23 protein-coding genes are annotated in these 21,875 nt (G+C 64.0%); 12 read left to right on the top strand and 11 right to left on the bottom strand.

Annotated features, from left to right (window positions below; genetic code table 11):
- Nucleotides 1–11: 11 nt before the first annotated feature.
- The 4 genes from BMY03_RS14585 (at nt 12) to trpE (ending at nt 4,076) form a co-directional block, all read left to right on the top strand.
- On the top strand, nt 12–839 hold the full coding sequence (locus BMY03_RS14585; protein ID WP_023630658.1) for an ABC transporter permease: 828 nt from the start codon (nt 12–14) through the stop codon (nt 837–839).
- Between the two features lie 195 nt (nt 840–1,034).
- The gene (rpe, locus tag BMY03_RS14580) at nt 1,035–1,709 is read left to right on the top strand and encodes a ribulose-phosphate 3-epimerase (RefSeq protein WP_031315131.1); all 675 of its coding nucleotides are present in this window, start codon (nt 1,035–1,037) and stop codon (nt 1,707–1,709) included.
- Nucleotides 1,706–2,524 carry a phosphoglycolate phosphatase gene (locus tag BMY03_RS14575; protein WP_094011459.1) on the top strand — a complete coding sequence of 273 codons (819 nt, stop codon included), beginning with the start codon at nt 1,706–1,708 and terminating at the stop codon, nt 2,522–2,524. Before rpe ends, BMY03_RS14575 begins: the two co-directional genes overlap by 4 nt.
- Before the next feature lie 70 nt (nt 2,525–2,594).
- Complete coding sequence (gene trpE / locus BMY03_RS14570) at nt 2,595–4,076, top strand: anthranilate synthase component I (RefSeq protein ID WP_094011458.1); 1,482 nt, start codon at nt 2,595–2,597, stop codon at nt 4,074–4,076.
- 32 nt (nt 4,077–4,108) lie between these two features.
- Here trpE and estP read toward each other — a convergent pair whose 3' ends face one another.
- Complete coding sequence (gene estP / locus BMY03_RS14565) at nt 4,109–6,010, bottom strand: esterase EstP (protein ID WP_094011457.1); 1,902 nt, start codon at nt 6,008–6,010, stop codon at nt 4,109–4,111.
- Nucleotides 6,011–6,383: 373 nt separating this feature from the next.
- Here estP and BMY03_RS14560 point away from each other — a divergent pair, with 373 nt between their 5' ends.
- The 4 genes from BMY03_RS14560 (at nt 6,384) to BMY03_RS14545 (ending at nt 9,720) form a co-directional block, all read left to right on the top strand.
- Nucleotides 6,384–6,977 carry an aminodeoxychorismate/anthranilate synthase component II gene (locus BMY03_RS14560; protein ID WP_023629300.1) on the top strand — a complete coding sequence of 198 codons (594 nt, stop codon included), beginning with the start codon at nt 6,384–6,386 and terminating at the stop codon, nt 6,975–6,977.
- A 9-nt stretch (nt 6,978–6,986) separates the two neighbouring features.
- Nucleotides 6,987–8,036: an anthranilate phosphoribosyltransferase gene (gene trpD, locus BMY03_RS14555; protein WP_094011456.1), complete on the top strand. Its 1,050-nt coding sequence runs from the start codon at nt 6,987–6,989 to the stop codon at nt 8,034–8,036.
- The gene (gene trpC / locus BMY03_RS14550; RefSeq protein WP_023629302.1) at nt 8,033–8,866 is read left to right on the top strand and encodes an indole-3-glycerol phosphate synthase TrpC; all 834 of its coding nucleotides are present in this window, start codon (nt 8,033–8,035) and stop codon (nt 8,864–8,866) included. The genes trpD and trpC overlap by 4 nt, the downstream gene beginning before the upstream one ends.
- A gap of 149 nt (nt 8,867–9,015) precedes the next feature.
- Nucleotides 9,016–9,720 (top strand): lipoate--protein ligase family protein, encoded by a 705-nt coding sequence (locus tag BMY03_RS14545; RefSeq protein WP_094011455.1) that lies wholly within the window; start codon nt 9,016–9,018, stop codon nt 9,718–9,720.
- A gap of 138 nt (nt 9,721–9,858) precedes the next feature.
- On the opposite strand, the gene crp is transcribed toward BMY03_RS14545, so the two are convergent.
- Nucleotides 9,859–10,503, bottom strand: coding sequence for a cAMP-activated global transcriptional regulator CRP (gene crp / locus BMY03_RS14540; RefSeq protein ID WP_094011629.1), 645 nt, complete (start codon nt 10,501–10,503; stop codon nt 9,859–9,861).
- A gap of 190 nt (nt 10,504–10,693) precedes the next feature.
- On the opposite strand from crp, the gene BMY03_RS14535 reads away from it, so the two are divergent.
- The gene (locus BMY03_RS14535; RefSeq protein ID WP_023532673.1) at nt 10,694–11,116 is read left to right on the top strand and encodes an OsmC family protein; all 423 of its coding nucleotides are present in this window, start codon (nt 10,694–10,696) and stop codon (nt 11,114–11,116) included.
- A 20-nt stretch (nt 11,117–11,136) separates the two neighbouring features.
- Here the strand turns inward: BMY03_RS14535 and BMY03_RS14530 are convergent, their stop codons facing one another.
- From BMY03_RS14530 to hemJ, 7 genes are all read right to left on the bottom strand, one after another.
- The gene (locus tag BMY03_RS14530) at nt 11,137–11,562 is read right to left on the bottom strand and encodes a hypothetical protein (protein WP_094011454.1); all 426 of its coding nucleotides are present in this window, start codon (nt 11,560–11,562) and stop codon (nt 11,137–11,139) included.
- A 2-nt stretch (nt 11,563–11,564) separates the two neighbouring features.
- Nucleotides 11,565–12,602, bottom strand: a complete 1,038-nt coding sequence (locus BMY03_RS14525) for a DUF2157 domain-containing protein (RefSeq protein ID WP_094011453.1) — start codon at nt 12,600–12,602, stop codon at nt 11,565–11,567.
- Between the two features lie 10 nt (nt 12,603–12,612).
- Nucleotides 12,613–13,260, bottom strand: a complete 648-nt coding sequence (gene coq7 / locus BMY03_RS14520) for a 2-polyprenyl-3-methyl-6-methoxy-1,4-benzoquinone monooxygenase (RefSeq protein ID WP_023629307.1) — start codon at nt 13,258–13,260, stop codon at nt 12,613–12,615.
- 66 nt (nt 13,261–13,326) lie between these two features.
- On the bottom strand, nt 13,327–13,665 hold the full coding sequence (locus tag BMY03_RS14515; protein ID WP_003255518.1) for a histidine triad nucleotide-binding protein: 339 nt from the start codon (nt 13,663–13,665) through the stop codon (nt 13,327–13,329).
- A gap of 64 nt (nt 13,666–13,729) precedes the next feature.
- Complete coding sequence (locus BMY03_RS14510) at nt 13,730–14,512, bottom strand: SDR family NAD(P)-dependent oxidoreductase (RefSeq protein WP_023629308.1); 783 nt, start codon at nt 14,510–14,512, stop codon at nt 13,730–13,732.
- A gap of 51 nt (nt 14,513–14,563) precedes the next feature.
- Nucleotides 14,564–15,520 (bottom strand): NAD(P)H-dependent flavin oxidoreductase, encoded by a 957-nt coding sequence (locus tag BMY03_RS14505; protein ID WP_094011452.1) that lies wholly within the window; start codon nt 15,518–15,520, stop codon nt 14,564–14,566.
- A 30-nt stretch (nt 15,521–15,550) separates the two neighbouring features.
- Nucleotides 15,551–15,976 (bottom strand): protoporphyrinogen oxidase HemJ, encoded by a 426-nt coding sequence (gene hemJ, locus BMY03_RS14500; protein WP_023629310.1) that lies wholly within the window; start codon nt 15,974–15,976, stop codon nt 15,551–15,553.
- Nucleotides 15,977–16,116: 140 nt separating this feature from the next.
- Between hemJ and argC the strand changes: the two genes are divergently transcribed.
- Complete coding sequence (argC, locus tag BMY03_RS14495; RefSeq protein ID WP_023629311.1) at nt 16,117–17,151, top strand: N-acetyl-gamma-glutamyl-phosphate reductase; 1,035 nt, start codon at nt 16,117–16,119, stop codon at nt 17,149–17,151.
- A 145-nt stretch (nt 17,152–17,296) separates the two neighbouring features.
- Nucleotides 17,297–17,647 (top strand): iron-sulfur cluster insertion protein ErpA, encoded by a 351-nt coding sequence (erpA, locus tag BMY03_RS14490; protein WP_023629312.1) that lies wholly within the window; start codon nt 17,297–17,299, stop codon nt 17,645–17,647.
- Nucleotides 17,648–17,693: 46 nt separating this feature from the next.
- Here erpA and BMY03_RS14485 read toward each other — a convergent pair whose 3' ends face one another.
- Together BMY03_RS14485 and BMY03_RS14480 are read right to left on the bottom strand one after the other, a co-directional pair.
- The gene (locus tag BMY03_RS14485) at nt 17,694–18,785 is read right to left on the bottom strand and encodes an anhydro-N-acetylmuramic acid kinase (protein ID WP_023629313.1); all 1,092 of its coding nucleotides are present in this window, start codon (nt 18,783–18,785) and stop codon (nt 17,694–17,696) included.
- Between the two features lie 4 nt (nt 18,786–18,789).
- Nucleotides 18,790–20,205, bottom strand: a complete 1,416-nt coding sequence (locus tag BMY03_RS14480) for a peptidoglycan DD-metalloendopeptidase family protein (RefSeq protein WP_094011451.1) — start codon at nt 20,203–20,205, stop codon at nt 18,790–18,792.
- Nucleotides 20,206–20,418: 213 nt separating this feature from the next.
- On the opposite strand from BMY03_RS14480, the gene tyrS reads away from it, so the two are divergent.
- On the top strand, nt 20,419–21,618 hold the full coding sequence (gene tyrS / locus BMY03_RS14475; RefSeq protein ID WP_023629315.1) for a tyrosine--tRNA ligase: 1,200 nt from the start codon (nt 20,419–20,421) through the stop codon (nt 21,616–21,618).
- Nucleotides 21,619–21,875: the final 257 nt, after the last annotated feature.

Below are 21,875 nucleotides of genomic sequence, written 5' to 3'. Positions count from 1 at the left end.
GGAGCCTTGTCATGCTGAGCCCTTACATGTCGCCCGTGGAGCGGGTGTGGTTCTACAGCCTGCGCATCCTGTGCGGCCTGATCCTGCTGTTCCTGGTGTTGCCGGTGCTGGTGATCATCCCGCTGTCGTTCAACAGCGGAAGCTTCCTGGTCTATCCCCTGCAAGGCTTTTCGTTGCACTGGTACCAGGACTTCTTCGCCTCCGCCGAATGGATGCGCGCCCTGAAGAACAGCATCATCGTGGCCCCGGCAGCCACGCTGCTGGCCATGGTGTTCGGCACCCTGGCGGCCATCGGCCTGACCCGTGGCGACTTCCCCGGCAAGTCGCTGGTGATGGCGCTGGTGATCTCGCCGATGGTGGTGCCGGTGGTGATCATCGGTGTGGCCAGCTACCTGTTCTTCGCGCCGTTGGGCATGGGTAACAGCTTCACCTCGCTGATCCTGGTGCATGCGGTGCTGGGTGTGCCGTTCGTGATCATTACCGTGTCGGCCACGCTGCAGGGGTTCAACTACAACCTGGTGCGCGCGGCGGCGAGCCTTGGGGCCTCGCCTCTACTGGCCTTCCGTCGGGTGACCTTGCCGTTGATCGCCCCTGGGGTGATCTCCGGTGCGCTGTTCGCCTTCGCCACGTCGTTCGATGAGGTGGTGGTGACCCTGTTCCTTGCCGGGCCCGAGCAGGCGACCCTGCCACGGCAGATGTTCAGCGGCATCCGCGAGAACCTGAGCCCGACCATCGCGGCGGCGGCCACCTTGTTGATCGCCTTCTCGGTGATCCTGCTGCTGACCCTGGAGTGGCTGCGTGGGCGCAGTGAAAAACTGAGGACCCAGCAGCCAGGTTGAATCTTCGGCGCGGGTGACGTAGGAGCGGGCTTGCCCCGCGATGGCATACCGAATTCGCGATCGCAATCGCGGGGCAAACCCGCTCCCGCGCCATCCGTTCGACCATCTGCTGCGCCGGCGTTGATACCAATCAGCCCCGATTCGCTTCCCTGAGTTACAATGCGCGCCACCGTGATTCTGCCCAACAGGTGCGCCATGCAGCCCTACGCTATTGCCCCCTCCATTCTGTCCGCCGACTTCGCCCGCCTGGGCGAGGACGTCGACAAGGTCCTGGCCGCCGGGGCCGACATCGTCCACTTCGATGTCATGGACAACCACTACGTGCCCAACCTGACCATCGGTCCGATGGTCTGCAGCGCCCTGCGCAAGTACGGCGTGACCGCACCCATCGACGTGCACCTGATGGTTAGCCCGGTCGACCGCATCATCGGTGACTTCATCGAGGCCGGCGCCACCTACATCACCTTCCACCCGGAAGCCTCGCAGCACATCGACCGCTCGCTGCAACTGATCAAGGACGGCGGCTGCAAGGCTGGCCTGGTGTTCAATCCGGCCACCAGCCTGGATGCGTTGAAGTACGTGATGGACAAGATCGACATGGTCCTGCTGATGAGCGTCAACCCGGGTTTCGGCGGCCAGAAGTTCATCCCCGGCACCCTCGACAAGCTGCGCGAAGCCCGTGCCCTGATCGACGCCAGCGGTCGTGACATCCGCCTGGAGATCGACGGTGGCGTGAACGTCAACAACATCCGCGAGATCACCGCCGCCGGTGCTGACACCTTCGTCGCCGGCTCGGCGATCTTCAATGCCCCGGACTACAAGGAAGTCATCGACAAGATGCGTGCTGAAATGGCGCTGGCACGCGCATGAGCGGCTTCGAGCAGCTGTTCCCGGGGACACTGCCCAGGCTGGTGATGTTCGATCTGGATGGCACCCTGATCGATTCGGTACCCGACCTGGCCGCAGCCGTCGACCAAACGCTGCTCGAACTCGGGCGACCGCCTGCAGGCCTTGAGGCCGTGCGCCACTGGGTCGGTAACGGTGCCCAGGTGCTGGTGCGCCGGGCGCTGGCCGGTGGTATCGACCACGCCGCAGTGGACGACGAACTGGCCGAGCGCGCGCTGGCGCTGTTCATGGAGGCCTATGCCGACAATCATGAACTCACCGTGGTCTACCCCGGTGTGCGCGACACCCTGCGCTGGTTGCGCAAGCAGGGTGTGGAAATGGCGCTGATCACCAACAAGCCCGAGCGCTTCGTTGCCCCTTTGCTCGACCAGATGAAGATCGGGCGCTACTTCCGCTGGATCATCGGCGGCGACACCCTGCCACAGAAGAAGCCCGACCCTGCGGCGCTGCTGTTTGTCATGAAAATGGCCGGCGTCAGCGCCGAGCAGGCGCTGTTCGTCGGCGATTCACGCAGCGACGTGCTGGCCGCCAAGGCCGCGGGGGTGCAGTGCGTCGGCCTGAGCTATGGCTACAACCATGGCCGCCCCATCGACGAGGAGTCGCCCAGCCTGGTGCTCAGCGACCTGCGCCTGCTGCTGCCCGGTTGCTTAGTCACCGACACTGGGATAACGTTGGCGGACCTTCAAGCCCCGCAAAGCAGAGACAACGACGTGGTGGTTACTGGCAAATTCTGGATGAAAGTCATCAAGGCCCTGGCCCGCTGGCGCTGGCGCGCCTGACTCCCGCCCGCCGGCGCCTGCCGGTACATCCGTTTGCCCGACCCCATTGCTGCTTGCCCCGAGGCTACACATGACCCGCGAAGAATTCCTGCGCCTGGCCGCTGCCGGCTACAACCGCATCCCCCTGGCCTGCGAAACCCTGGCTGACTTCGACACGCCGCTGTCGATCTACCTGAAACTGGCTGACCAGCCCAACTCCTACCTGCTCGAGTCCGTGCAAGGTGGCGAGAAGTGGGGCCGCTACTCGATGATCGGCTTGCCGTCGCGCACCGTCATGCGTGTGCATGGCTACCATGTGAGCATCCTGCAGGATGGCGTCGAGGTCGAAAGCCACGACGTCGAAGACCCGCTGGCTTTCGTCGAGGCGTTCAAGGACCGTTACAAGGTCGCTGACATCCCAGGCTTGCCGCGCTTCAATGGTGGCCTGGTCGGTTACTTCGGCTACGACTGCGTGCGCTATGTGGAAAAACGCCTGGGTGCCAGCCCGAACCCCGATCCGCTTGGCGTGCCGGATATCCTGCTGATGGTCTCCGACGCGGTGGTGGTGTTCGACAACCTGGCCGGCAAGATGCACGCGATCGTGCTGGTCGATCCGGCCGAAGAACAAGCGTTCGAGCAGGGCCAGGCCCGCCTGCAAGGTTTGCTGGACACCCTCCGCCAGCCGATCACCCCGCGGCGCGGCCTGGACTTGAGCGGGCCGCAGGCGGCCGAGCCCGAGTTCCGCTCCAGCTACACCCGTGACGACTACGAAAGTGCGGTGGGCCGGATCAAGGAATACATCCTGGCCGGCGACTGCATGCAGGTGGTGCCGTCCCAGCGCATGTCCATCGACTTCAAGGCCGCGCCCATCGACCTTTACCGGGCGCTGCGTTGCTTCAACCCGACGCCGTACATGTACTTCTTCAATTTCGGCGACTTCCATGTGGTCGGCAGCTCGCCGGAAGTGCTGGTGCGGGTCGAAGACAACCTGGTGACCGTGCGCCCGATCGCCGGTACCCGCCCGCGTGGCGCCACCGAAGAAGCCGACCGGGCCCTGGAAGACGACCTGCTGTCGGACGACAAGGAAATCGCCGAGCACCTGATGCTGATCGACCTCGGGCGCAACGACGTGGGCCGTGTATCGTCCACCGGCAGTGTGCGCCTGACCGAGAAGATGGTGATCGAGCGTTACTCGAACGTCATGCATATCGTGTCCAACGTCACTGGTCAGCTGCGGGAAGGCCTGACCGCCATGGACGCACTGCGGGCGATCCTGCCGGCCGGCACCCTGTCGGGTGCGCCGAAGATCCGCGCGATGGAAATCATCGATGAGCTCGAACCGGTCAAGCGCGGTGTCTACGGTGGCGCGGTGGGCTATTTTGCCTGGAATGGCAACATGGATACCGCCATCGCCATCCGCACTGCGGTGATCAAGGACGGCGAACTGCATGTGCAGGCCGGTGGCGGCATTGTCGCCGACTCGGTGCCGGCGCTGGAGTGGGAAGAGACCATCAACAAGCGCCGGGCGATGTTCCGTGCGGTGGCGCTGGCCGAGCAGAGCTGCTCCAAGTAGATTGATCGGGGCCGCAACGCGGCCCCGACAAATCAGAAGTCCAGGCTCAATGCCACGCTCACTCCCTGCTGGCGCAACTCATCACTCTTGCGCCAGTTGTAGTTCCCCCGCAGGTTCAATCCCGGCACCAGTTCATGGCTCACCCCCAGGCTGGCCCGCGTCAGGTTGCTGTGTGGTGTATAGCCGGTGAGGGTGAAGTCGTTTGCCGGCAGGCTGGTCAGATGCATGCGCAGGTCCTGCTGGTCATCCTCGAACTCATGCTCGCGGGCCACCTCGGCGAACAGCTTTGTCGTCGGCAGCACTTGCACGCTACCCAGCAGGCCGGCTCCGAGCCGGCGTGACGTACGTTCCTGGTCGTCGAAACCGAGCGCTGTGGAGCGGCCGCTCTTCTCGTCGTAGCCATCGACCTTGACCCGCGCGTAGTCGGCACTGATGAACGGCGCCAGTTGCCAGTGGCTGCTCTCGGGCGCCAGGTTGTAGCCCACCCGGCCGGTGACGGCCCAGGCCTCGCCATCGGTGTCGCCTTTCTCGCTGCGGTCGTTCACACCCAGGGCGAAGGTGCGCTTGAGGTCGCGGTAATCCAGGTGACCGGCGGTCAATGCCGCATCGGCCCACCAGCGATCCTGGCGGTACTGGGCGAAGGCGCTGGCCAGGTAGCTGTCGAGCTTGTAGTCCGAGTCATCCTGGCCCGCCTCGAGTTTTTGCCGGTACACGCCGGCCGCCAGCCCCACGCGCCAGGCGTCGTCGAGCCGGTAGCTGCCGCCGAGGGTCAGGTTGTAACCGCGCCCGTCACCACTGGCGGCGCTGCGCTGGCTGCCGAAGTCCAGGTCCTGGCCGCCGGTGGCGACGAAGGCCTGCCATTGACCGACGGCCTGCCAGGGTGTTTGCCACTGGTTGCGCAGTTCATCCTGGTGGGCGCGGATACTGGCGTGGGCGATTTCCGGGAGCAGGGTCAGTTCCCACGGCGCGGCCAGGATCGAATAGGCATAGTCGGCGATCAGCTGCTGGCCGGCGATGGTCGGGTGTACCGAGTCGTTGAACAGCAGCCGGGTCGGGTCCGGGGTAGTACCGTTCAGCCCGTAGACCGGGTTGCCCACGCAGCCGTCGCCGCTGTAGCAGGTGCCGACCAGGTTCTGGTCGGCGGCCAGGCCGAACTGGGCGGGGCTGGTGAGGGCCTCTTGCAGCAGGGTTGGGATGTTGAGCGGAATGATCTCGGCGTTGATCTGCCCCAGCTGGCTGACCAATGACTGGTTGAACACGCCGGACAGCTGCGACAGCGGTCCTTGCTGGGGGGTGCCGCTGAAGTTCGGTGTCTGTCCCAGGTCTGGCAGCAGCCAGACCATGATGTAACGCGCGCCGCCCTGTTGCAGCGCCTGGGCGCTGGCCGCCAGGCGGGCACCTGCTGCGGCTGCGGTCGCGGGGCTGTTGACCAGGCCTTGGAGGAAGTCGTTGCCGCCACCGGTCAGGTAGTACAGGGCATTGGGGTCGGCGCGCAGGCCGTTGGCCAGGTAACCGTCACGCTCGCGCAGGACCACCCCCGCGCCAGGGCGCCCGGGCGGGATGACGGCTTTCGAGGTGTCGGTGATCGAGTCGAGGATCTGCTGGGTGGTGTAGCCGCCCACGGCCCAGTTGTTGCCGTCGGGCGTGCCTTGCAACTGGTTGGTGAGTGATGTCGATGGTCCCAGGGCAGTTCCCGAAAAGCCCAACCTGCCCCCCAGGATCATCGGCGAGACGGGCGCGTAGTTGCCATCGGCATCGCGGTTGGTGAAACGCATGCCTGGCGTGCCGCCGGTCAGGTCGGGAAACTGCCCGGCATCACTGAGGCTGTCGCCAAAGACGATGAGCGATGAATAAGGGGAGGGGCCGGCCATCGCCTGGCTGCAAGCCAGGGCGAGGATGCCGAGGGCGGAGTACAGGAAGGGAGTCTTGCGCATGCATGAATATCCTTTTCGTTGTTTTTATCGAAGCAAGCCGCATGACCTTAGCAAATCGCCGGTCTTCGCCCACCATCGCATTGGTTTCCCAGTGTTTACGGGCGTATTGCGCCCGTCGCCCCGGTAGGCTACTGTGCCCTGACGTATGAACGAGACCTACCCCGTGTTGATCGTCAGCAAACTCTTGATGCGCGTTATCAAGGCCGTCGCCCGTTGGCGTTGGCGCGCCTGACTTTATCTCTTGCCGGCATGCCCGGCCCGCTCCTGTTTGCCTTCCCTTCGCTTTAACCGCCGCCCACCGCGGAATTTTCCCGCGCCCACGGCAGCAGGGAAGGCTCGAATCAAAAGTCAGTATTCAAGAGGTTCGTTCCAGATGTTACTGATGATCGACAATTACGACTCCTTCACCTACAACGTCGTGCAGTACCTCGGCGAGCTCGGTGCCGAGGTCAAGGTCATTCGCAATGACGAAATGACCATCGCCCAGATCGAAGCCCTGAACCCCGAACGCATCGTCGTCTCCCCGGGCCCCTGCACGCCGAGCGAAGCGGGTGTGTCCATCGAGGCCATCCTGCATTTTGCCGGCAAGCTGCCGATCCTCGGCGTGTGCCTGGGTCACCAGTCCATCGGCCAGGCCTATGGCGGTGACGTGGTGCGTGCCCGCCAGGTGATGCACGGCAAGACCAGCCCGGTGTTCCACCGCGACCTGGGTGTGTTCTCGGGCCTGAACAACCCGCTCACCGTGACCCGCTACCACTCCTTGGTGGTCAAGCGCGACACGTTGCCCGACTGCCTGGAAGTGACCGCCTGGACCGCGCATGAAGACGGCTCCGTCGACGAGATCATGGGCCTGCGTCATAAAACCCTGAACGTGGAGGGGGTACAGTTCCACCCGGAATCCATCCTCACCGAGCAGGGACACGAGCTGTTCGCCAACTTCCTCAAGCAGACCGGCGGACGCCGTTAAGGACCGATCATGGAAATCAAGACCGCTTTGAGCCGCATTGTCGGCCACCTGGACCTGTCCACAGAGGAAATGCGCGACGTCATGCGCCAGATCATGACCGGCCAGTGCACCGAGGCGCAGATCGGCGCCTTCCTCATGGGCATGCGCATGAAGAGCGAGAGCATCGACGAGATCGTCGGCGCGGTGTCGGTGATGCGTGAGCTGGCCGACAAGGTCGAGCTCAAGACCCTCGACGGCGTGGTCGACATCGTCGGCACCGGCGGCGACGGCGCCAACATCTTCAACGTGTCCACCGCCTCGGCCTTCGTGCTGGCGGCTGCGGGCTGCACGGTGGCCAAGCACGGCAACCGCGCCGTTTCCGGCAAGAGCGGCAGCGCCGACCTGCTGGAAGCCGCCGGCATCTACCTGAACCTGACCCCGGTGCAGGTGGCCCGCTGCATAGACAGCCTCGGCATCGGCTTCATGTTCGCCCAGACCCACCATACCGCGATGAAGCACGCCGCCGGCCCGCGTCGCGAGCTGGGGCTGCGTACCTTGTTCAACATGCTCGGCCCGCTTACGAATCCGGCCGGTGTGAAGCACCAGGTGGTCGGCGTGTTCACCCAGGCCCTGTGCCGCCCATTGGCCGAAGTGCTGCAGCGGATGGGCAGCAAGCATGTGCTGGTGGTGCACTCCAAGGATGGCCTGGACGAGTTCAGCCTGGCTGCGCCAACCTTTGTCGCTGAACTGAAGAACGGCCAGATCACCGAGTATTGGGTCGAGCCGGAAGACCTCGGCATGAAGAGCCAGAGCCTCCATGGCCTGGCGGTCGAGGGCCCGCAGGCCTCGCTGGAACTGATCCGCGATGCCCTGGGCCGACGCAAGACCGAGAACGGCCAGAAGGCCGCCGAGATGATCGTGCTCAACGCTGGCGCGGCGCTGTATGCCGCTGATCACGCGATGACCCTGGCCCAGGGTGTCGAGCTGGCTCACGATGTCCTGCACACCGGCTTGGCCTGGGAAAAACTCCAGGAACTGGGCGCCTTTACCGCGGTATTCAAGGTGGAGAACGAAGCATGAGTGTACCGACGGTGCTGGAAAGGATCATCGCCCGCAAGTTCCAGGAAGTGGCCGAGCGCAGCGCGCGGGTCAGCCTGGGCGAGCTCGAGCGCCTGGCCAAGGTGGCCGATGCCCCGCGTGGCTTTGCCAATGCCCTGATCGAGCAGGCCAGGCGCAAGCAGCCGGCGGTCATCGCCGAAATCAAGAAGGCTTCGCCGAGCAAGGGCGTGATCCGCGAAAACTTCGTGCCGGCGGAAATTGCCGTCAGCTACGAGAAGGGTGGCGCGACCTGTCTGTCGGTGCTGACCGACGTGGACTACTTCCAGGGCGCTGACATCTACCTGCAGCAGGCGCGTGCCGCCGTTTCGCTGCCGGTGATCCGCAAGGACTTCATGGTCGATCCTTATCAGATCGTCGAGGCCCGCGCCCTGGGTGCCGACTGCGTGCTGTTGATCGTGTCGGCGCTGGACGACGTGAAAATGGCCGAGTTGGCGGCCACGGCCAAGGACGTCGGCCTCGACGTGCTGGTCGAAGTGCATGACGGCGATGAACTGGAGCGTGCGCTGAAGACCCTCGACACACCGCTGGTCGGGGTCAACAACCGTAACCTGCACACCTTCGAGGTCAGCCTGGAGACCACCCTCGACCTGCTGCCGCGCATCCCGCGTGACCGTCTGGCGATTACCGAAAGCGGCATCCTCAACCGAGCCGATGTCGAGCTGATGGAAATCAACGAGGTGTATTCCTTCCTGGTCGGCGAGGCGTTCATGCGCGCGGAGCAGCCAGGGTTGGAGCTGCAGCGGCTGTTCTTCCCCGAGCAAGTGAAGAAGACCGTTCAGCAACTGGACTGATCGAACCGAAAGCCGGCGTTTTTGCCGGCTTTTTCATACCTGTACCGGCCTCATCGCGGGGCAAGCCCGCTCCCACGTTGTCCCGTATTGGCGTGGGAGCGGGCTTGCCCGGCGATGAGGCCGGTGAATCCAACACGCAAGGTGGCTCGATGAGCGATCAACCTCTAGCCCTGACCGTCGAGCAGGGCCTGCACGCCGAACAAGACCTGCTGGCCGCCGTCTGCCGCGGCGAACGCGATTCCGGCGTGCTGTTCTGGCGCCCCACCGACCACGCCTTGGTCATGCCCCGGCGCATGAGCCGACTGGATAACTTCGAAGCCGCCTGCGCGGAACTGGCCATCGCCGGTTGGCCGGTACTGCTGCGCGAAACCGGTGGCGAGCCGGTGCCGCAGTCGCACTCGACGGTCAACGTCGCGCTGGTCTATGTGGCTCCGCGTAGCGAAGGCGACCATGGCCGTATCGAAAATGCCTACGAACGCCTGTGCCTGCCGCTGTGCGAAGTGCTGCGCGAATGGGGTGGAGTGGCGTCGGTGGGCGAGATCGACGGGGCTTTCTGCGACGGCCGTTACAACGTTAACCTCAACGGTCGCAAGCTGGTCGGCACGGCCCAGCGCTGGCGCCAGGGCCTGGGCGGCAAGCGCCCGGTGGTGCTGGTACATGGAGCGTTGCTGCTGGACAACGAACGCGAATCGATGGTGGCGGCGGTCAATCGCTTCAATGAATGCTGCGAACTGGAGCAGCGCTGCCGCGCCGACAGCCATATCGCCCTGCACGAAGTGGCGCCCGCCGCGCCGTGGTTCGAGCGTCTGAACCAGGCCTATGCGCAAGTGCTCGCGGCGCTACCTACGGACTAGGGTCTGTACGAAATGTGTCTGCGCGAAGGCCAGACAAGGCGAAACGGGGGGAGGAAGCGGAATGTACTGGAGTACATGAGCATTCCGAGCCCCGTTTCAACGCAGTATGGGCGAGTGCAGATACATTACGTACAGAGCCTAGCGGGTGCCGTAGACCACCATGGTCTTACCCTTGACCTGCACCAGGCTGCGTTCCTCGAGGTCCTTGAGGACGCGGCCGACCATCTCCCGTGAACAACCGACGATACGACCGATCTCCTGGCGGGTGATCTTGATCTGCATGCCATCGGGGTGGGTCATGGCATCAGGCTGCTTGCACAGGTCGAGCAGGCAGCGGGCGACGCGGCCGGTGACGTCGAAGAACGCCAGGTCGCCGACCTTGCGCGTGGTGTTGCGCAGGCGCTGGGCCATCTGGCTACCCAGGGCATAGAGGATGTCCGGCTCCAGGCGCGCCAGCTCCCGGAACTTGTCGTAACTGATCTCGGCCACTTCGCACTCGGTCTTGGCGCGGACCCAGGCGCTGCGCTGATGCTCCTGGCCGGCGGGTTCGAACAGCCCCAGCTCGCCGAAGAAGTCACCGCTGTTGAGGTAGGCGATGATCATCTCGTGGCCGTCGTCGTCCTCGATCAGGATGGTCACCGAACCCTTGATGATGAACGACAAGGTCTCGGCCCGGTCACCGGCGCAGATGATGTTGCTCTTGGCGGCGTAGCGGCGGCGTTGGCAGTGGGCCAGCAGCTTGTCGATGTTCTTGATCTTGGGTGGCAGGGCTGAGGAGACCATCACGAAATCCTGTTCGATGCGACGCATTGGCTTTTTATAGAGGCTGCCTGGCAGTACGCGCCAGTCATTTGGCGCCAGCTTATCAGACACTTCAACTTGAATCGGCACAAAAGCGACGCGGCTTGAGCTTTTCCGACAGCCTCGCAAGGTCTAAGCTGACACCCTTTTACGAGATCGGGAGTCCGGATAGATGAAGGCACGCATCCAGTGGGCCGGTGAAGCGATGTTCCTTGGCGAGTCGGGGAGTGGCCACGTCGTGGTCATGGACGGCCCGCCCGAAGCCGGAGGCCGCAACCTGGGCGTGCGCCCGATGGAAATGCTCCTGCTTGGCCTGGGTGGCTGCAGCAGCTTCGACGTGGTCAGCATCCTCAAGAAATCCCGCCAGGCCGTGGAAAGCTGCGAAGCCTTCCTCGAAGCCGAGCGCGCCGGTGAAGACCCCAAGGTGTTCACCAAGATCCACATGAACTTCGTGGTCAAAGGGCGAGGGCTGAAAGAGGCGCAGGTCAAGCGCGCAGTGGAACTGTCGGCCGAGAAGTACTGCTCGGCGTCGATCATGCTCGAGCGTGCCGGTGTGGAGATCACCCACGGTTACGAAATCGTCGAACTCGGTTGATCGAAGGCAGCGCCTGCCGGTCAGGCGCTTTGCTTGTGCAGGCGTTCGACACCTAGCAGCAACGCGAGCCCCGGGATCAGCGCAAGCACCAGCCAGGGCGTATTCACCCCGAGCAGGATGAGGATTTCGCTGCTGCTCCAGGTGGTGCCGAAGTGTTCGGCAAACACCTGGCACTGCAGCCACGCAGCCAACGTGCCAGCGAGCACGAACGTGCCGATCAGCAGTTGGCGGCTGGCTAAAAACACGCTGAGCAGCAGGAACAGCAATTGCGCGGGCAGTGTGCCGAGCATCAGCTCAGCGGTGCTGTTGCTGTCAGGGTCGGTAAGCGTCGGCAGTTCCAGGCTGAAAGTACTGTGCCCGACACTGGCGACCATCAGACAAACGAACAGATAGGCGACCGGGATCAGGCCAAGGCCCTGCAGCAGCCGGGTAAGCGATCGTCCCATGTTCAGCGACGCAATGCCGGCAGCAGTTGCAACAGGCGTTCGGGTAGCTGTGCCCGAAGCTGCTCGCTCAATGCCTCACGTCGCTTCTGGTACAGCACGCCGAGACCGATCACGCCGAGGCCGATCAAGGTCAGTATGACCGGGAACAGCAGGGAATCGGCGAACACCTCGTAGGACAGATAGCCCAGATAGGCCGCCACCCCCATCGCTCCGAACACCATGAACACGGGGCGGCGCAGCAGGACGGCCAGGCCCATCAGTCCCAGGTTGATCAGGCAGTACAGCGCCTTGCCCCACTCGCTGCCGCTGTCCATCAGCGTCAGCCCGCCCCAGAACGCCGCCAGGCCGGCGAGATAGCCCCAGAAGGCATAGTCCCGGCGGGTGCGTCCGTCGATCACCAGAAATACCAGCAGCAGGCCCAGGCCGAACCACAGCGAGACCGTGCGCCGTTGCTCCCAGCTGAACAGGTCGCCATGGAACCACTCGCTCAGGTCCATGGACATGAACCACAGGGCCACCGCGATCGGCATGACGATGAAAGGGAAGGGAATCAGGCGCAGCATCAGCAGTCCAGCCAGTACCGTCGCTGCCTCCATCGCCAACCAGCCACCCTGCACGTAGGTGTAGTACTGGTGGTAGTCGCCCTGGGCGTCGTCCAGCGGCCACCAGCCTGCCAGGCGCTCGATAGCGAACACCGCCAGCGGCACGATGCTGACCGCCACGGCGGCCAGCACGCCGGCGGCGACAGGCTGGTTGCGTCGTTGCAGCGACAAGGCGAACAGGGTGATTCCGGCGATGTAGAGCAGGGCGATGGCCAGCAGTGCACCGTCGCCTATACGCATCCAGGCCTCGGTGAGCAACCAGCCCATGGCACCCATGATCAACAGTGCGCCGAAGTAGAACGCCACATGGGCCAGCTGGAAGCTGGCGCGGCTTTCCGGCTGCTGGCGCAGGAAGGCCAGCAAGGCCTGGTCCTGCCCCGGGTGCAGCACGCCGGCGCTTACGGCGCGTGCCAGGTCCCTGGCGTCGAAACGTTCCATGGTGCGCGTCTCAGATTCGGTAGGTGCTCTTGGTCATGACCTTGGCCAGCAGGCTCATGCCAAAGCGCACGGGCGCGGGGAAGCGGTAGCCGCCGGCTTCCAGCGCGGACTCGGCATGGTGTTCCTCGTCGACGCGCATCTGTTCGAGGATGGCGCGGGACTTGCCGTCGTTCTCGGGGATCTGCTCAAGGTGCTCGTCCAGGTGCTTGCACACCTGATGCTCGGTGGCGGCGACGAAGCCCAGGCTGACCTTGTCGCTGACCAGCCCGGCGAGGGCGCCGATGCCGAACGACAGGCCGTAGAATACCGGGTTGAGCACGCTGGGGTGGCTGTTGAGCTGGCGAATACGCTGCTCGCACCAGGCCAGGTGGTCGATTTCTTCTTCGGCCGCATGCTCCATGGCCTTGCGCACCTGGGGCAGCTTGGCGGTCAGGGCTTGGCCCTGGTACAGCGCCTGGGCACAGACTTCGCCGGTGTGGTTGATGCGCATCAGACCGGCGATATGGCGGGACTGCTGCTCATCGAGCTCGGCGTCCGGCTGGACGATGGCCGGCGAGGGGCGGGCGGGTTGGCCGCTGAAGGGCAGCAAGGTGCGCATGGCGGTATCGGCCTGCAGCAACAAGCGGTCGAGCGGCGAGTAGTGACGTTCGGTAGCCATCGGGCACCTCCGCTGAAGTGATGCCCGACAGTCTACCTCAATCCCCTTGGACGGGCTTGCCTTGGATCAGCCAGGTGGCCAGTTCATCTGGCGCTGGCCAAGCACGTGCATGTGGATGTGGTAGACGGTCTGGCCGCCTTTCGGGTTGCAGTTCATGACCACGCGGAAGCCTTCCTCGCAGCCCTGCTCGACGGCCAGGCGCTGGGCGGTGAACAGGATATGGCCGGCCAGGGCCTTGTCCTCTTCGGTCAGGTCGTTGAGGGTGCGGATGTGTTTTTTCGGAATGACCAGAAAATGCACAGGTGCCGCTGGGGCAATGTCCTTGAAGGCCAGGATCTGGTCATCTTCGTAGATGATATCCGCCGGGATTTCCCGGTTGATGATTTTGAGGAATAGATCGTCCACAGCACGTGCTCCATGGTGAGTGTCGGGGCTGAGTGTACTGAGCCCGACGCTGCTCGCCCAGTGGCTATTCCATGCCGACCGGGCAGTAGCGCCGATGGATAACGCCGGCCAGCTTGCGCGCCAACCAGCGCGGTAGCAGGCGTGGGGCGAAGGCCAGCCAGCGGTTGCGCCTGCCGGGCAGGATCAGGGCGCGGTTCTTGTCCAGGGCGCGCACCGCATACAAGGCGATTTCCTCGGGGCTTAGGCAGCGGGTGTTGCCTTCCAGCCGGGGAATGCGACGTCTGGCTGAGCGCACCGGTCCCGGGCACAGCACCGACACCTTGATCCCGGTGCGTTTCAGCTCTTCGCGCAATGCCTCGGAAAAACTCAGCACATAGGCCTTGCTGGCCGCGTAGGCGGCCATCCACGGCCCGGGGGCGACGCCGGCAAGTCCCGCGACATTGAGGATCTGCCCGCCACCCTGGATCGCCATCAGGTTGCCGATGGCATGGCACAGGCGACTGAGCGCGAGGATGTTGACCTCGAGCAGGTCCTGCTCATCGGCCCATTCATGCGCCAGGAATGGCCCATAGGTGCGCTGCCCCGCGCAGTTGACCAGAAGGTCGATACGCCGCTCGCCTTCCTCCAGCTCGAGCACGAAGCCCGAAAGGCGCAAGGGTTGGCTGAGGTCGCAGGCACGGAACAGCACTTCCACGCCAAAGCGTTGGGTGAGTTCGATGGCCACCGGCTCCAGCGTTTCACGCTGGCGTGCCACCAGGATCAGGTTGCGCCCGCGCCGCGCCAGAGCCTCCGCCAGGGCCAGGCCCAGGCCGCTGGAAGCACCAGTGATCATGGCGTAACGGGTCATGCAAGGCTCCTGGGGCGAAAGGGGCGCCTAGTGTACAGCGTGGCCGTTTTGCTACAAGGCGTTGCTGCGCAGCTGCTGGCTGCGTTCGAGGGCCGCTCGGTATTCGTCCTGCAAGCGCGCGATCAGGTCACCGGCAGTGGGCAGGTCATGGATTTCGCCGACACCCTGGCCGGCCGACCATACCGTCTTCCAGGCCTTGGCTTCCTCGTCCAGCGGCTTGAGCTTACCGGCCTCGTGGTTGCTCTTGAGCGCGGCCAGGTCGTAACCGGCCTGTTCGAGGCTCTGGCGCAGGAAGCTGGCGGGGATGCCGGACACCGCCGGGGTATGCACGATATCGGCCGCACCCGCGCCCAGGATCATCTGTTTGTAGGCGTCCTGGGCCTGGCTCTCGCGGGTGGCGATGAAGCGTGTGCCCATGTAGCCCAGGTCCGCCCCCAGCAATTGTGCGGCCAGCAGTTCGTGGCCATGGTTGAGGCAGCCCGCCAGCAGCAGGGTCTTGTCGAAGAACTGGCGGATCTCCGCAACCAGGGCGAACGGGCTCCAGGTGCCGGCATGGCCCCCGGCGCCGGCCGCCACGGCAATCAGCCCGTCGACACCTGCCTCTGCGGCCTTTTCGGCGTGGCGGCGGGTGGTCACGTCATGGAACACCAGGCCGCCATAGCCGTGCACCGCGTCGACCACCTCCTTCACCGCGCCAAGGCTGGTGATGACGATGGGGACCCGATGCTCGACGCACAGTGCGAGGTCGGCCTGTAGACGCGGGTTGCTCGGATGCACGATGAGATTGACCGCATAGGCAGCGGGTGCCTGCAGTTCGGCCAGCCCTGCTTCGATCTCCTCCAGCCAGGCCTTGAACCCTGCACTGTCACGCTGGTTCAGGGCCGGGAAGCTGCCCACCACGCCATTGGCGCAGCAGGCCAGCACAAGCCGGGGGTTGGAGATCAGGAACATCGGCGCCGCGACCAGAGGCAAGCGCAGGTGTTTTGCGAGCGAGGCGGGCAGGGACATGGCGAAACTCCTGTAGGCGGGTGGATATCGTCAGAACGGTTTGACCACCACGAGGATTACGACGCCCAGCAGCATCAGTACCGGTGCTTCGTTGAACCAGCGGTAGTAAACGTGGCTGCGGGTGTTGGTGCCGGCGGCGAAGCGTTTGCGCTGGGCGCCGCACATGTGATGGTAGACGGTGAGCAGCGCGACCAGGGTGAGCTTGGCGTGCAGCCAGCCCTGGCTCAGCCAGCCGGGGTTCAGGTACAGCATCCAGCCGCCGAACACATAGGTGGCGATCATCGCCGGGTTCATGATGCCCCGGTACAGCTTGCGCTCCATGGTGACGAAGCGCTCGAGGCTGATGCTGTCCTGGCTTTGGGCGTGATAGACGAACAGCCGTGGCAGGTAGAACAGGCCGGCGAACCAGCAGACCACGCTGACGATATGCAGCGCCTTGATCCATAGATAGAGCATGGGGAGTTCCTTCAGGTTTTCACGGTCGTCAGATAGTAGAGGCCAAGGGGCCGAAGGGTCATCCCAAGAGTTGTTACAGGCGCCTTGGCCCCCTATTATCGTGCGCTTTCCAGTGGTCTCGTTGATAAGGGGCAAGCGTCATGATCAAGGTCGGTATCGTCGGCGGCACGGGTTACACCGGTGTCGAACTGCTGCGTCTGCTGGCGCAGCATCCACAGGCCGAAGTGGCGGTCATCACTTCGCGCTCCGAGGCGGGCGTGGCGGTTGCCGACATGTATCCGAATCTGCGGGGCCACTACGACGGCCTGGCGTTCAGCGTTCCGGACAGCAAGACCCTGGCGGCCTGCGATGTGGTGTTCTTCGCCACGCCCCACGGTGTCGCCCACGCCTTGGCCGGTGAGCTGCTGGCCGCCGGGACCAAGGTCATCGACCTGTCCGCCGACTTCCGTCTGCAGGACGCTGTCGAGTGGGGCAAGTGGTACGGCCAGCCCCATGGTGCACCAGAACTGCTCAAGGATGCGGTCTACGGCTTGCCCGAGGTGAATCGCGAGAAGATCCGCCAGGCGCAGCTGATCGCAGTGCCGGGTTGCTACCCGACCGCCACCCAGCTCGGCTTCCTGCCCCTTCTGGAGGCTGGCCTGGCCGATCCGTCGCGCCTGATCGCCGACTGCAAGTCGGGCGTCAGTGGCGCCGGGCGTGGCGCTGCGGTAGGTTCGCTGTTCTGCGAGGCTGGGGAAAGCATGAAGGCCTACGCGGTCAAGGGGCATCGTCACCTGCCGGAGATCAGCCAGGGCCTGCGCCAGGCAGCCGGCAAGGACATCGGCCTGACCTTCGTGCCGCACCTGACGCCGATGATCCGCGGCATCCATGCCACGCTCTATGCGACGGTCGCCGACACTTCTGTCGACCTGCAGGCGCTGTTCGAGAAGCGCTATGCCAATGAACCGTTCGTCGACGTGATGCCCGCCGGCAGCCACCCGGAAACCCGCAGCGTGCGCGGTGCCAACGTCTGCCGCATCGCCGTGCACCGGCCGCAGGGCGGTGACCTGGTGGTGGTGCTGTCGGTGATCGATAACCTGGTCAAGGGCGCGTCAGGCCAGGCGGTGCAGAACCTCAACATCCTGTTCGGCCTGGATGAACGCATGGGCCTGTCCCACGCGGGCCTGCTGCCGTAAGCCAGCGTACGTTGCCAAGTCCCGCCGTGTGCGGGCCTTTTTCGTGGGGCCGACTAAAGCCGCACAATTCTTGACCGATTTTCTCGGACAAGCGGATAATACGCCCCATCGAGTTTTATGGCGGCACTGCGCCGGGAGAATCAACATGAGCGTCGAATCCTTCACCCCCACGGCTTTGGAGTTCACCCCCGGGGCTGCGCACAAGGTGAAGACCTTGGTCAGCGAAGAGGGCAACGACCGGCTGAAGCTGCGTGTGTTCGTGACCGGCGGCGGTTGCTCGGGCTTCCAGTACGGCTTCACCTTCGATGAGGACGTGGCCGATGACGACACCATCGTCGAGCGCGAAGGCGTCGCGCTGGTCGTCGACCCGATGAGCTACCAGTACCTGGCCGGCGCCGAGGTGGATTACCAGGAGGGCCTGGAAGGCTCGCGCTTCGTGATCAAGAATCCGAACGCCACCACCACCTGCGGTTGCGGTTCGTCGTTCTCGATCTGATCGGGTCGGGCATAAAAACGCCGCGCATTTGCGCGGCGTTTTGCATTCAGGCGGGGTAGATCGCGCCGAGGATGCGCAGGCCTATGGCGGCGGTCACACTCGGCCGATTGGCGGGAATGCCTTCCAGGCAACAGTGGGCCAGCCAGGCGAAGGCCATGGCCTCTACCCAGTCGGGGTCCACGCCATGCGCGGCGGTGCTGGCAACCTTTGCCCCAGGCAGCAGGGCGGCCAGGCGAGCCATCAGGACGCCGTTGCGGGCGCCACCACCGCAGACCAGCAGGGCTTCAGTCCCTGACTGAGCCTGGCGTAGCGAGTCGATGATGGTGTGGGCCGTAAGCTCCAGCAGCGTGGCTTGGACGTCTTCGTCGCGATAAGCGGGTAGCCGGGCCAGGTGGGCATCCAGCCACGGCAGGTTGAATACCTCGCGCCCGGTGCTCTTCGGGCCGCTGCCAGCGAAGAACGGATCGCTCAGCAGCGCCTTCAACAGATCGTTCTGCACGCAGCCGCTGGCCGCCCAGGCGCCGTTGGCATCAAAGGCCTGGCCTTGCTTGCGCTCGATCCAGGCATCCAGCAACACATTGCCCGGCCCGCAGTCGAAACCATGTACCGGTTGATCCCGCTCGATCAGGCTGAGGTTGCTGAAGCCGCCTACGTTGAGGATCGCCAGGTTGTGGCCAAGATGGCCGAACAAGGCTTCGTGAAATGCCGGTACCAGGGGGGCGCCCTGGCCGCCTGCCGCCACGTCGCGGCGGCGGAAGTCGCCCACTACGCAGATGCCGGTGAGCTCGGCCAGCAGGGCCGGGTTGCCGATCTGCACGGTGAAGCCGCGAGCCGGTTCATGGCGAACGGTCTGGCCGTGGCTGCCGATGGCGCGAATGGCCTCGGGTGCCAGCCCTTGAGCGTTCAGCAAGTTGTTGATGCCTTGGGCGGCCAGCGTGGCCCAGCGATTCTCTGCCAGGGCGGCACGCGCGATCTCATCGGGGCCGCTGGCGCAGAGGCCGAGCAGGTCCTGGCGCAGGTCGACGGGCATGGGGATGTAGTGGGTGGCGAGCAGCCGCAGCTGCTCGTCTTGCTCGATCAGGGCGATGTCCAGGCCATCGAGGCTGGTGCCGGACATCACCCCCAGGTAGAGCGCCATGGGCTCAGCGCTTGTTGGCTGCGAGCAGAGTGGCCTTTTCCTGATCCATGCGGGCGATCAGGGGCTGGCTCTGCTGGTTGAAGCGCTGGCGCTCGGCCTTGGCGATCGGATCGGCCATCGGCACCTTCTGGCTCAGTGGGTCGACGTGCACGCCATTGACCTGGAACTCGTAGTGCAGGTGCGGACCGGTCGAAAGGCCGGTGGTGCCGATGTACCCGATGATCTGCCCCTGCTTGACGCTGGAGCCGGTCTTGATGCCCTTGGCGAAGCCCTGCATGTGGCCATAGAGCGTCTTGTAAGAATTGCCGTGGGCGATGATCACGGTGTTACCGTAGCCGCCACGGCGGCCGGCGAGCTCGATGCGACCATCGCCTGCAGCCTTGATCGGCGTGCCGCGTGGCGCGGCGTAGTCCACGCCCTTGTGCGCGCGGATCTTGTTGAGGATTGGGTGCTTGCGGCCGGCGGAGAACCGCGAGCTGATGCGGGCGAAATCCACCGGGGTGCGGATGAACGCCTTGCGCAGGCTGTTGCCGTCGGCGGTGTAGTAGTTGGTGTTGCCCTGCTTGTTGGTGTAGCGCACGGCGGTGTAGGTCTTGCCGCGGTTGGTGAAGCGGGCGGAGAGGATGTTGCCGGTGCCGACCACCTTGCCGTCCATCATCTTCTGCTCGTAGACCACGTCGAATTCGTCGCCCGGGCGGATGTCCTGGGCGAAATCGATGTCGTAGCCGAGGATACGCGCCATGTCCATGGTCATGCTGTGGGACAGGCCGGCGCGCTGGGCGGAGGCGGACAGCGAGCTCTTGATCACGCCATGGGCGTAGGCGGTGCGCACCACCGGCTTGCTGACCTCGCGCTCGAAGGCGAAGCCCTTGTCGGTGCGGTTCAGGCGGATGGTCTCGAGGTTGCTGACCTTGCTGTGCAGGCTTGCCAGCTGACCGTCCTTGTCCAGCTCGAATTGCAGCACCTGGCCATGCTTGAGCTGGCTGAACTGCTTGGCCTGCTTGTTGCTGGCCAGCACGTCGTGAACGACGTTGGCAGGCAGGCCGACCTTGTTGAACAAGGTCGAGAGCGTATCGCCGCGGCTGACGACCACTTCGCGGTGACCCGGGGCCTTGTCCTCCGGTTTGGCCGCAGGGGCTGGAGCGGGTTCCGCCTTGGCCGTTTCGGGTTCTGCACCTTCGATCTGGGCGAAGGGCGAGTCGCTGTTCTGCTCGGCCTGTACCAGCGGGGCGCCGCGGGACTCGTCCTTGAGCTGTTCGGCCGGGCTTTCCAGCTCCAGGCTGAGGGTGGTTTTCTTGGCTTCCACTTCGCTGGACGGGAATACCAGCAAAGCCAGACTGAGAAGGGCGGCGATGCCGCTGGCGGCCAACAGATGGCTTTTCGGATAAAGCGGGGGCGCTTTAGGCGTTTCGTTGGTCATAGGTAAGGTGACTTTGAAAAAGGTGAAATGGAAAAGATGAATGACATGATGAAGATGAAATAACTGTATAAAATATAACCAAATCCATTCTCACGCAAGGGCGCATAGACGTTGCGGTGCGCCGTTCGGGTCACAATCCGTTGCGAAACTTGTATTTGATGGCCGATCTTGTATGGTTGGCTCCCCTTGAATCCTAGCGTTGCGGGTCTGTCTATGAAGTCGGTTGAAGAGCAGCTGGCGCTTATCAAGCGCGGTGCGGAAGAGGTATTGGTCGAGTCGGAACTGGTGGAGAAGCTCAAGCGCGGCCAGCCGCTGCGCATCAAGGCGGGCTTCGACCCAACCGCGCCCGACCTGCACCTGGGGCACACGGTGCTGATCAACAAGCTGCGTCAGTTCCAGGAGTTGGGCCACCAGGTCATCTTCCTGATCGGCGACTTCACCGGCATGATCGGCGACCCCAGCGGCAAGAGCGCTACTCGCCCGCCACTGACCCGCGAGCAGGTGCTGGACAACGCCGAGACCTACAAGCAGCAGGTCTTCAAGATTCTCGACCCGGCGAAGACCGAGGTGGCGTTCAACTCCACCTGGATGGACACGCTCACGCCTGCCGACTTTATTCGTCTGGCCTCGCAGTACACCGTGGCGCGCATGCTCGAGCGCGATGACTTCGACAAGCGCTACACCACCAACCAGCCAATCGCGATCCATGAGTTTCTCTATCCGCTGGTCCAGGGTTACGACTCCGTCGCCTTGAAGGCCGATGTCGAGCTGGGTGGCACCGACCAGAAGTTCAACCTGCTGATGGGGCGCGAGCTGCAGCGCGCCTATGGCCAGGAGGCGCAGAGCATCGTCACCATGCCGCTGCTTGAAGGGCTGGATGGCGTGAAGAAGATGTCCAAGTCGCTGGGCAATTATGTCGGCATCCAGGAAGCCCCTGGGGTGATGTATAGCAAGCTTGTGTCGATTCCCGATACCTTGATGTGGCGTTACTTCGAGCTGCTGAGCTTCCGTTCGATGGAAGAGATCGATCAGTTCCGGGCGGATGTCGAGAACGGTGCCAACCCGCGTGACATCAAGATCAAGCTGGCCGAGGAAATCGTGGCGCGTTTCCATGGTGAAGAGGCCGCGGCCAATGCGCACCGTGCTGCGGGTAACCGCATGAAGGAAGGCGAGCTGCCAGAAGACCTGCCGGAGATCGAAGTGGCCGCTGCTGAAAATCTGCCTATCGCCGCCGTGCTGAACCGGGCTGGCCTGGTGAAGAACTCGGCGCAGGCGCGGGATCTGCTCGGCGCTGGCGCGGTCAAGGTGGATGGTGAGGTGATCGACCGTGACTTCATGTTTGTGCTCGGCGCGACCCACGTGTGCCAGGCGGGCAAGAAGGCGTTTGCTCGGGTTACCCTCAAGGCTGAGTGATTGCCTGCAGGTGTAGCTATATAGAAGCGGGGAGGCCGGTAGGCCTCCCCGCTTTTGTTTTAGCGCTGCTTACTATAGGTGTCAGGATGGTAGGGCGTCGGCGAGCACCTGGTGCGATCTTTTTGATTTTTATGAAATTAACGGTTGACGGGCTTTCAGAACCCCTTATAATGCGCCCCACTTCCAGCGACATCGGAACGAAAAATTCCTTGAATATCAATGAGTTGATCGATCAAGAGGGTTGCGGAGGTGCTTCG

It is taken from the genome of Pseudomonas soli (assembly GCF_900110655.1).
Lineage (GTDB): Bacteria > Pseudomonadota > Gammaproteobacteria > Pseudomonadales > Pseudomonadaceae > Aquipseudomonas > Aquipseudomonas soli.
This window is presented reverse-complemented; position numbering and strand designations above follow the sequence as displayed.

Bases quoted from the DNA above. Each gene is read 5' to 3' on its own strand.
- BMY03_RS14525 (WP_094011453.1), bottom strand. From the start codon at position 12,602: ATGGAACGTTTCGACGCCAGGGACCTGGCACGCGCCGTAAGCGCCGGC.
- BMY03_RS14575 (WP_094011459.1), top strand. From the start codon at position 1,706: ATGAGCGGCTTCGAGCAGCTGTTCCCGGGGACACTGCCCAGGCTGGTG.
- trpE (WP_094011458.1), top strand. From the start codon at position 2,595: ATGACCCGCGAAGAATTCCTGCGCCTGGCCGCTGCCGGCTACAACCGC.
- trpC (WP_023629302.1), top strand. From the start codon at position 8,033: ATGAGTGTACCGACGGTGCTGGAAAGGATCATCGCCCGCAAGTTCCAG.
- trpD (WP_094011456.1), top strand. From the start codon at position 6,987: ATGGAAATCAAGACCGCTTTGAGCCGCATTGTCGGCCACCTGGACCTG.
- erpA (WP_023629312.1), top strand. From the start codon at position 17,297: ATGAGCGTCGAATCCTTCACCCCCACGGCTTTGGAGTTCACCCCCGGG.
- BMY03_RS14545 (WP_094011455.1), top strand. From the start codon at position 9,016: ATGAGCGATCAACCTCTAGCCCTGACCGTCGAGCAGGGCCTGCACGCC.
- rpe (WP_031315131.1), top strand. From the start codon at position 1,035: ATGCAGCCCTACGCTATTGCCCCCTCCATTCTGTCCGCCGACTTCGCC.
- crp (WP_094011629.1), bottom strand. From the start codon at position 10,503: ATGGTCTCCTCAGCCCTGCCACCCAAGATCAAGAACATCGACAAGCTG.
- BMY03_RS14585 (WP_023630658.1), top strand. From the start codon at position 12: ATGCTGAGCCCTTACATGTCGCCCGTGGAGCGGGTGTGGTTCTACAGC.
- BMY03_RS14560 (WP_023629300.1), top strand. From the start codon at position 6,384: ATGTTACTGATGATCGACAATTACGACTCCTTCACCTACAACGTCGTG.
- BMY03_RS14530 (WP_094011454.1), bottom strand. From the start codon at position 11,562: ATGGGACGATCGCTTACCCGGCTGCTGCAGGGCCTTGGCCTGATCCCG.
- argC (WP_023629311.1), top strand. From the start codon at position 16,117: ATGATCAAGGTCGGTATCGTCGGCGGCACGGGTTACACCGGTGTCGAA.
- BMY03_RS14510 (WP_023629308.1), bottom strand. From the start codon at position 14,512: ATGACCCGTTACGCCATGATCACTGGTGCTTCCAGCGGCCTGGGCCTG.
- BMY03_RS14485 (WP_023629313.1), bottom strand. From the start codon at position 18,785: ATGGCGCTCTACCTGGGGGTGATGTCCGGCACCAGCCTCGATGGCCTG.
- hemJ (WP_023629310.1), bottom strand. From the start codon at position 15,976: ATGCTCTATCTATGGATCAAGGCGCTGCATATCGTCAGCGTGGTCTGC.
- BMY03_RS14480 (WP_094011451.1), bottom strand. From the start codon at position 20,205: ATGACCAACGAAACGCCTAAAGCGCCCCCGCTTTATCCGAAAAGCCAT.
- coq7 (WP_023629307.1), bottom strand. From the start codon at position 13,260: ATGGCTACCGAACGTCACTACTCGCCGCTCGACCGCTTGTTGCTGCAG.
- tyrS (WP_023629315.1), top strand. From the start codon at position 20,419: ATGAAGTCGGTTGAAGAGCAGCTGGCGCTTATCAAGCGCGGTGCGGAA.
- BMY03_RS14535 (WP_023532673.1), top strand. From the start codon at position 10,694: ATGAAGGCACGCATCCAGTGGGCCGGTGAAGCGATGTTCCTTGGCGAG.
- estP (WP_094011457.1), bottom strand. From the start codon at position 6,010: ATGCGCAAGACTCCCTTCCTGTACTCCGCCCTCGGCATCCTCGCCCTG.
- BMY03_RS14505 (WP_094011452.1), bottom strand. From the start codon at position 15,520: ATGTCCCTGCCCGCCTCGCTCGCAAAACACCTGCGCTTGCCTCTGGTC.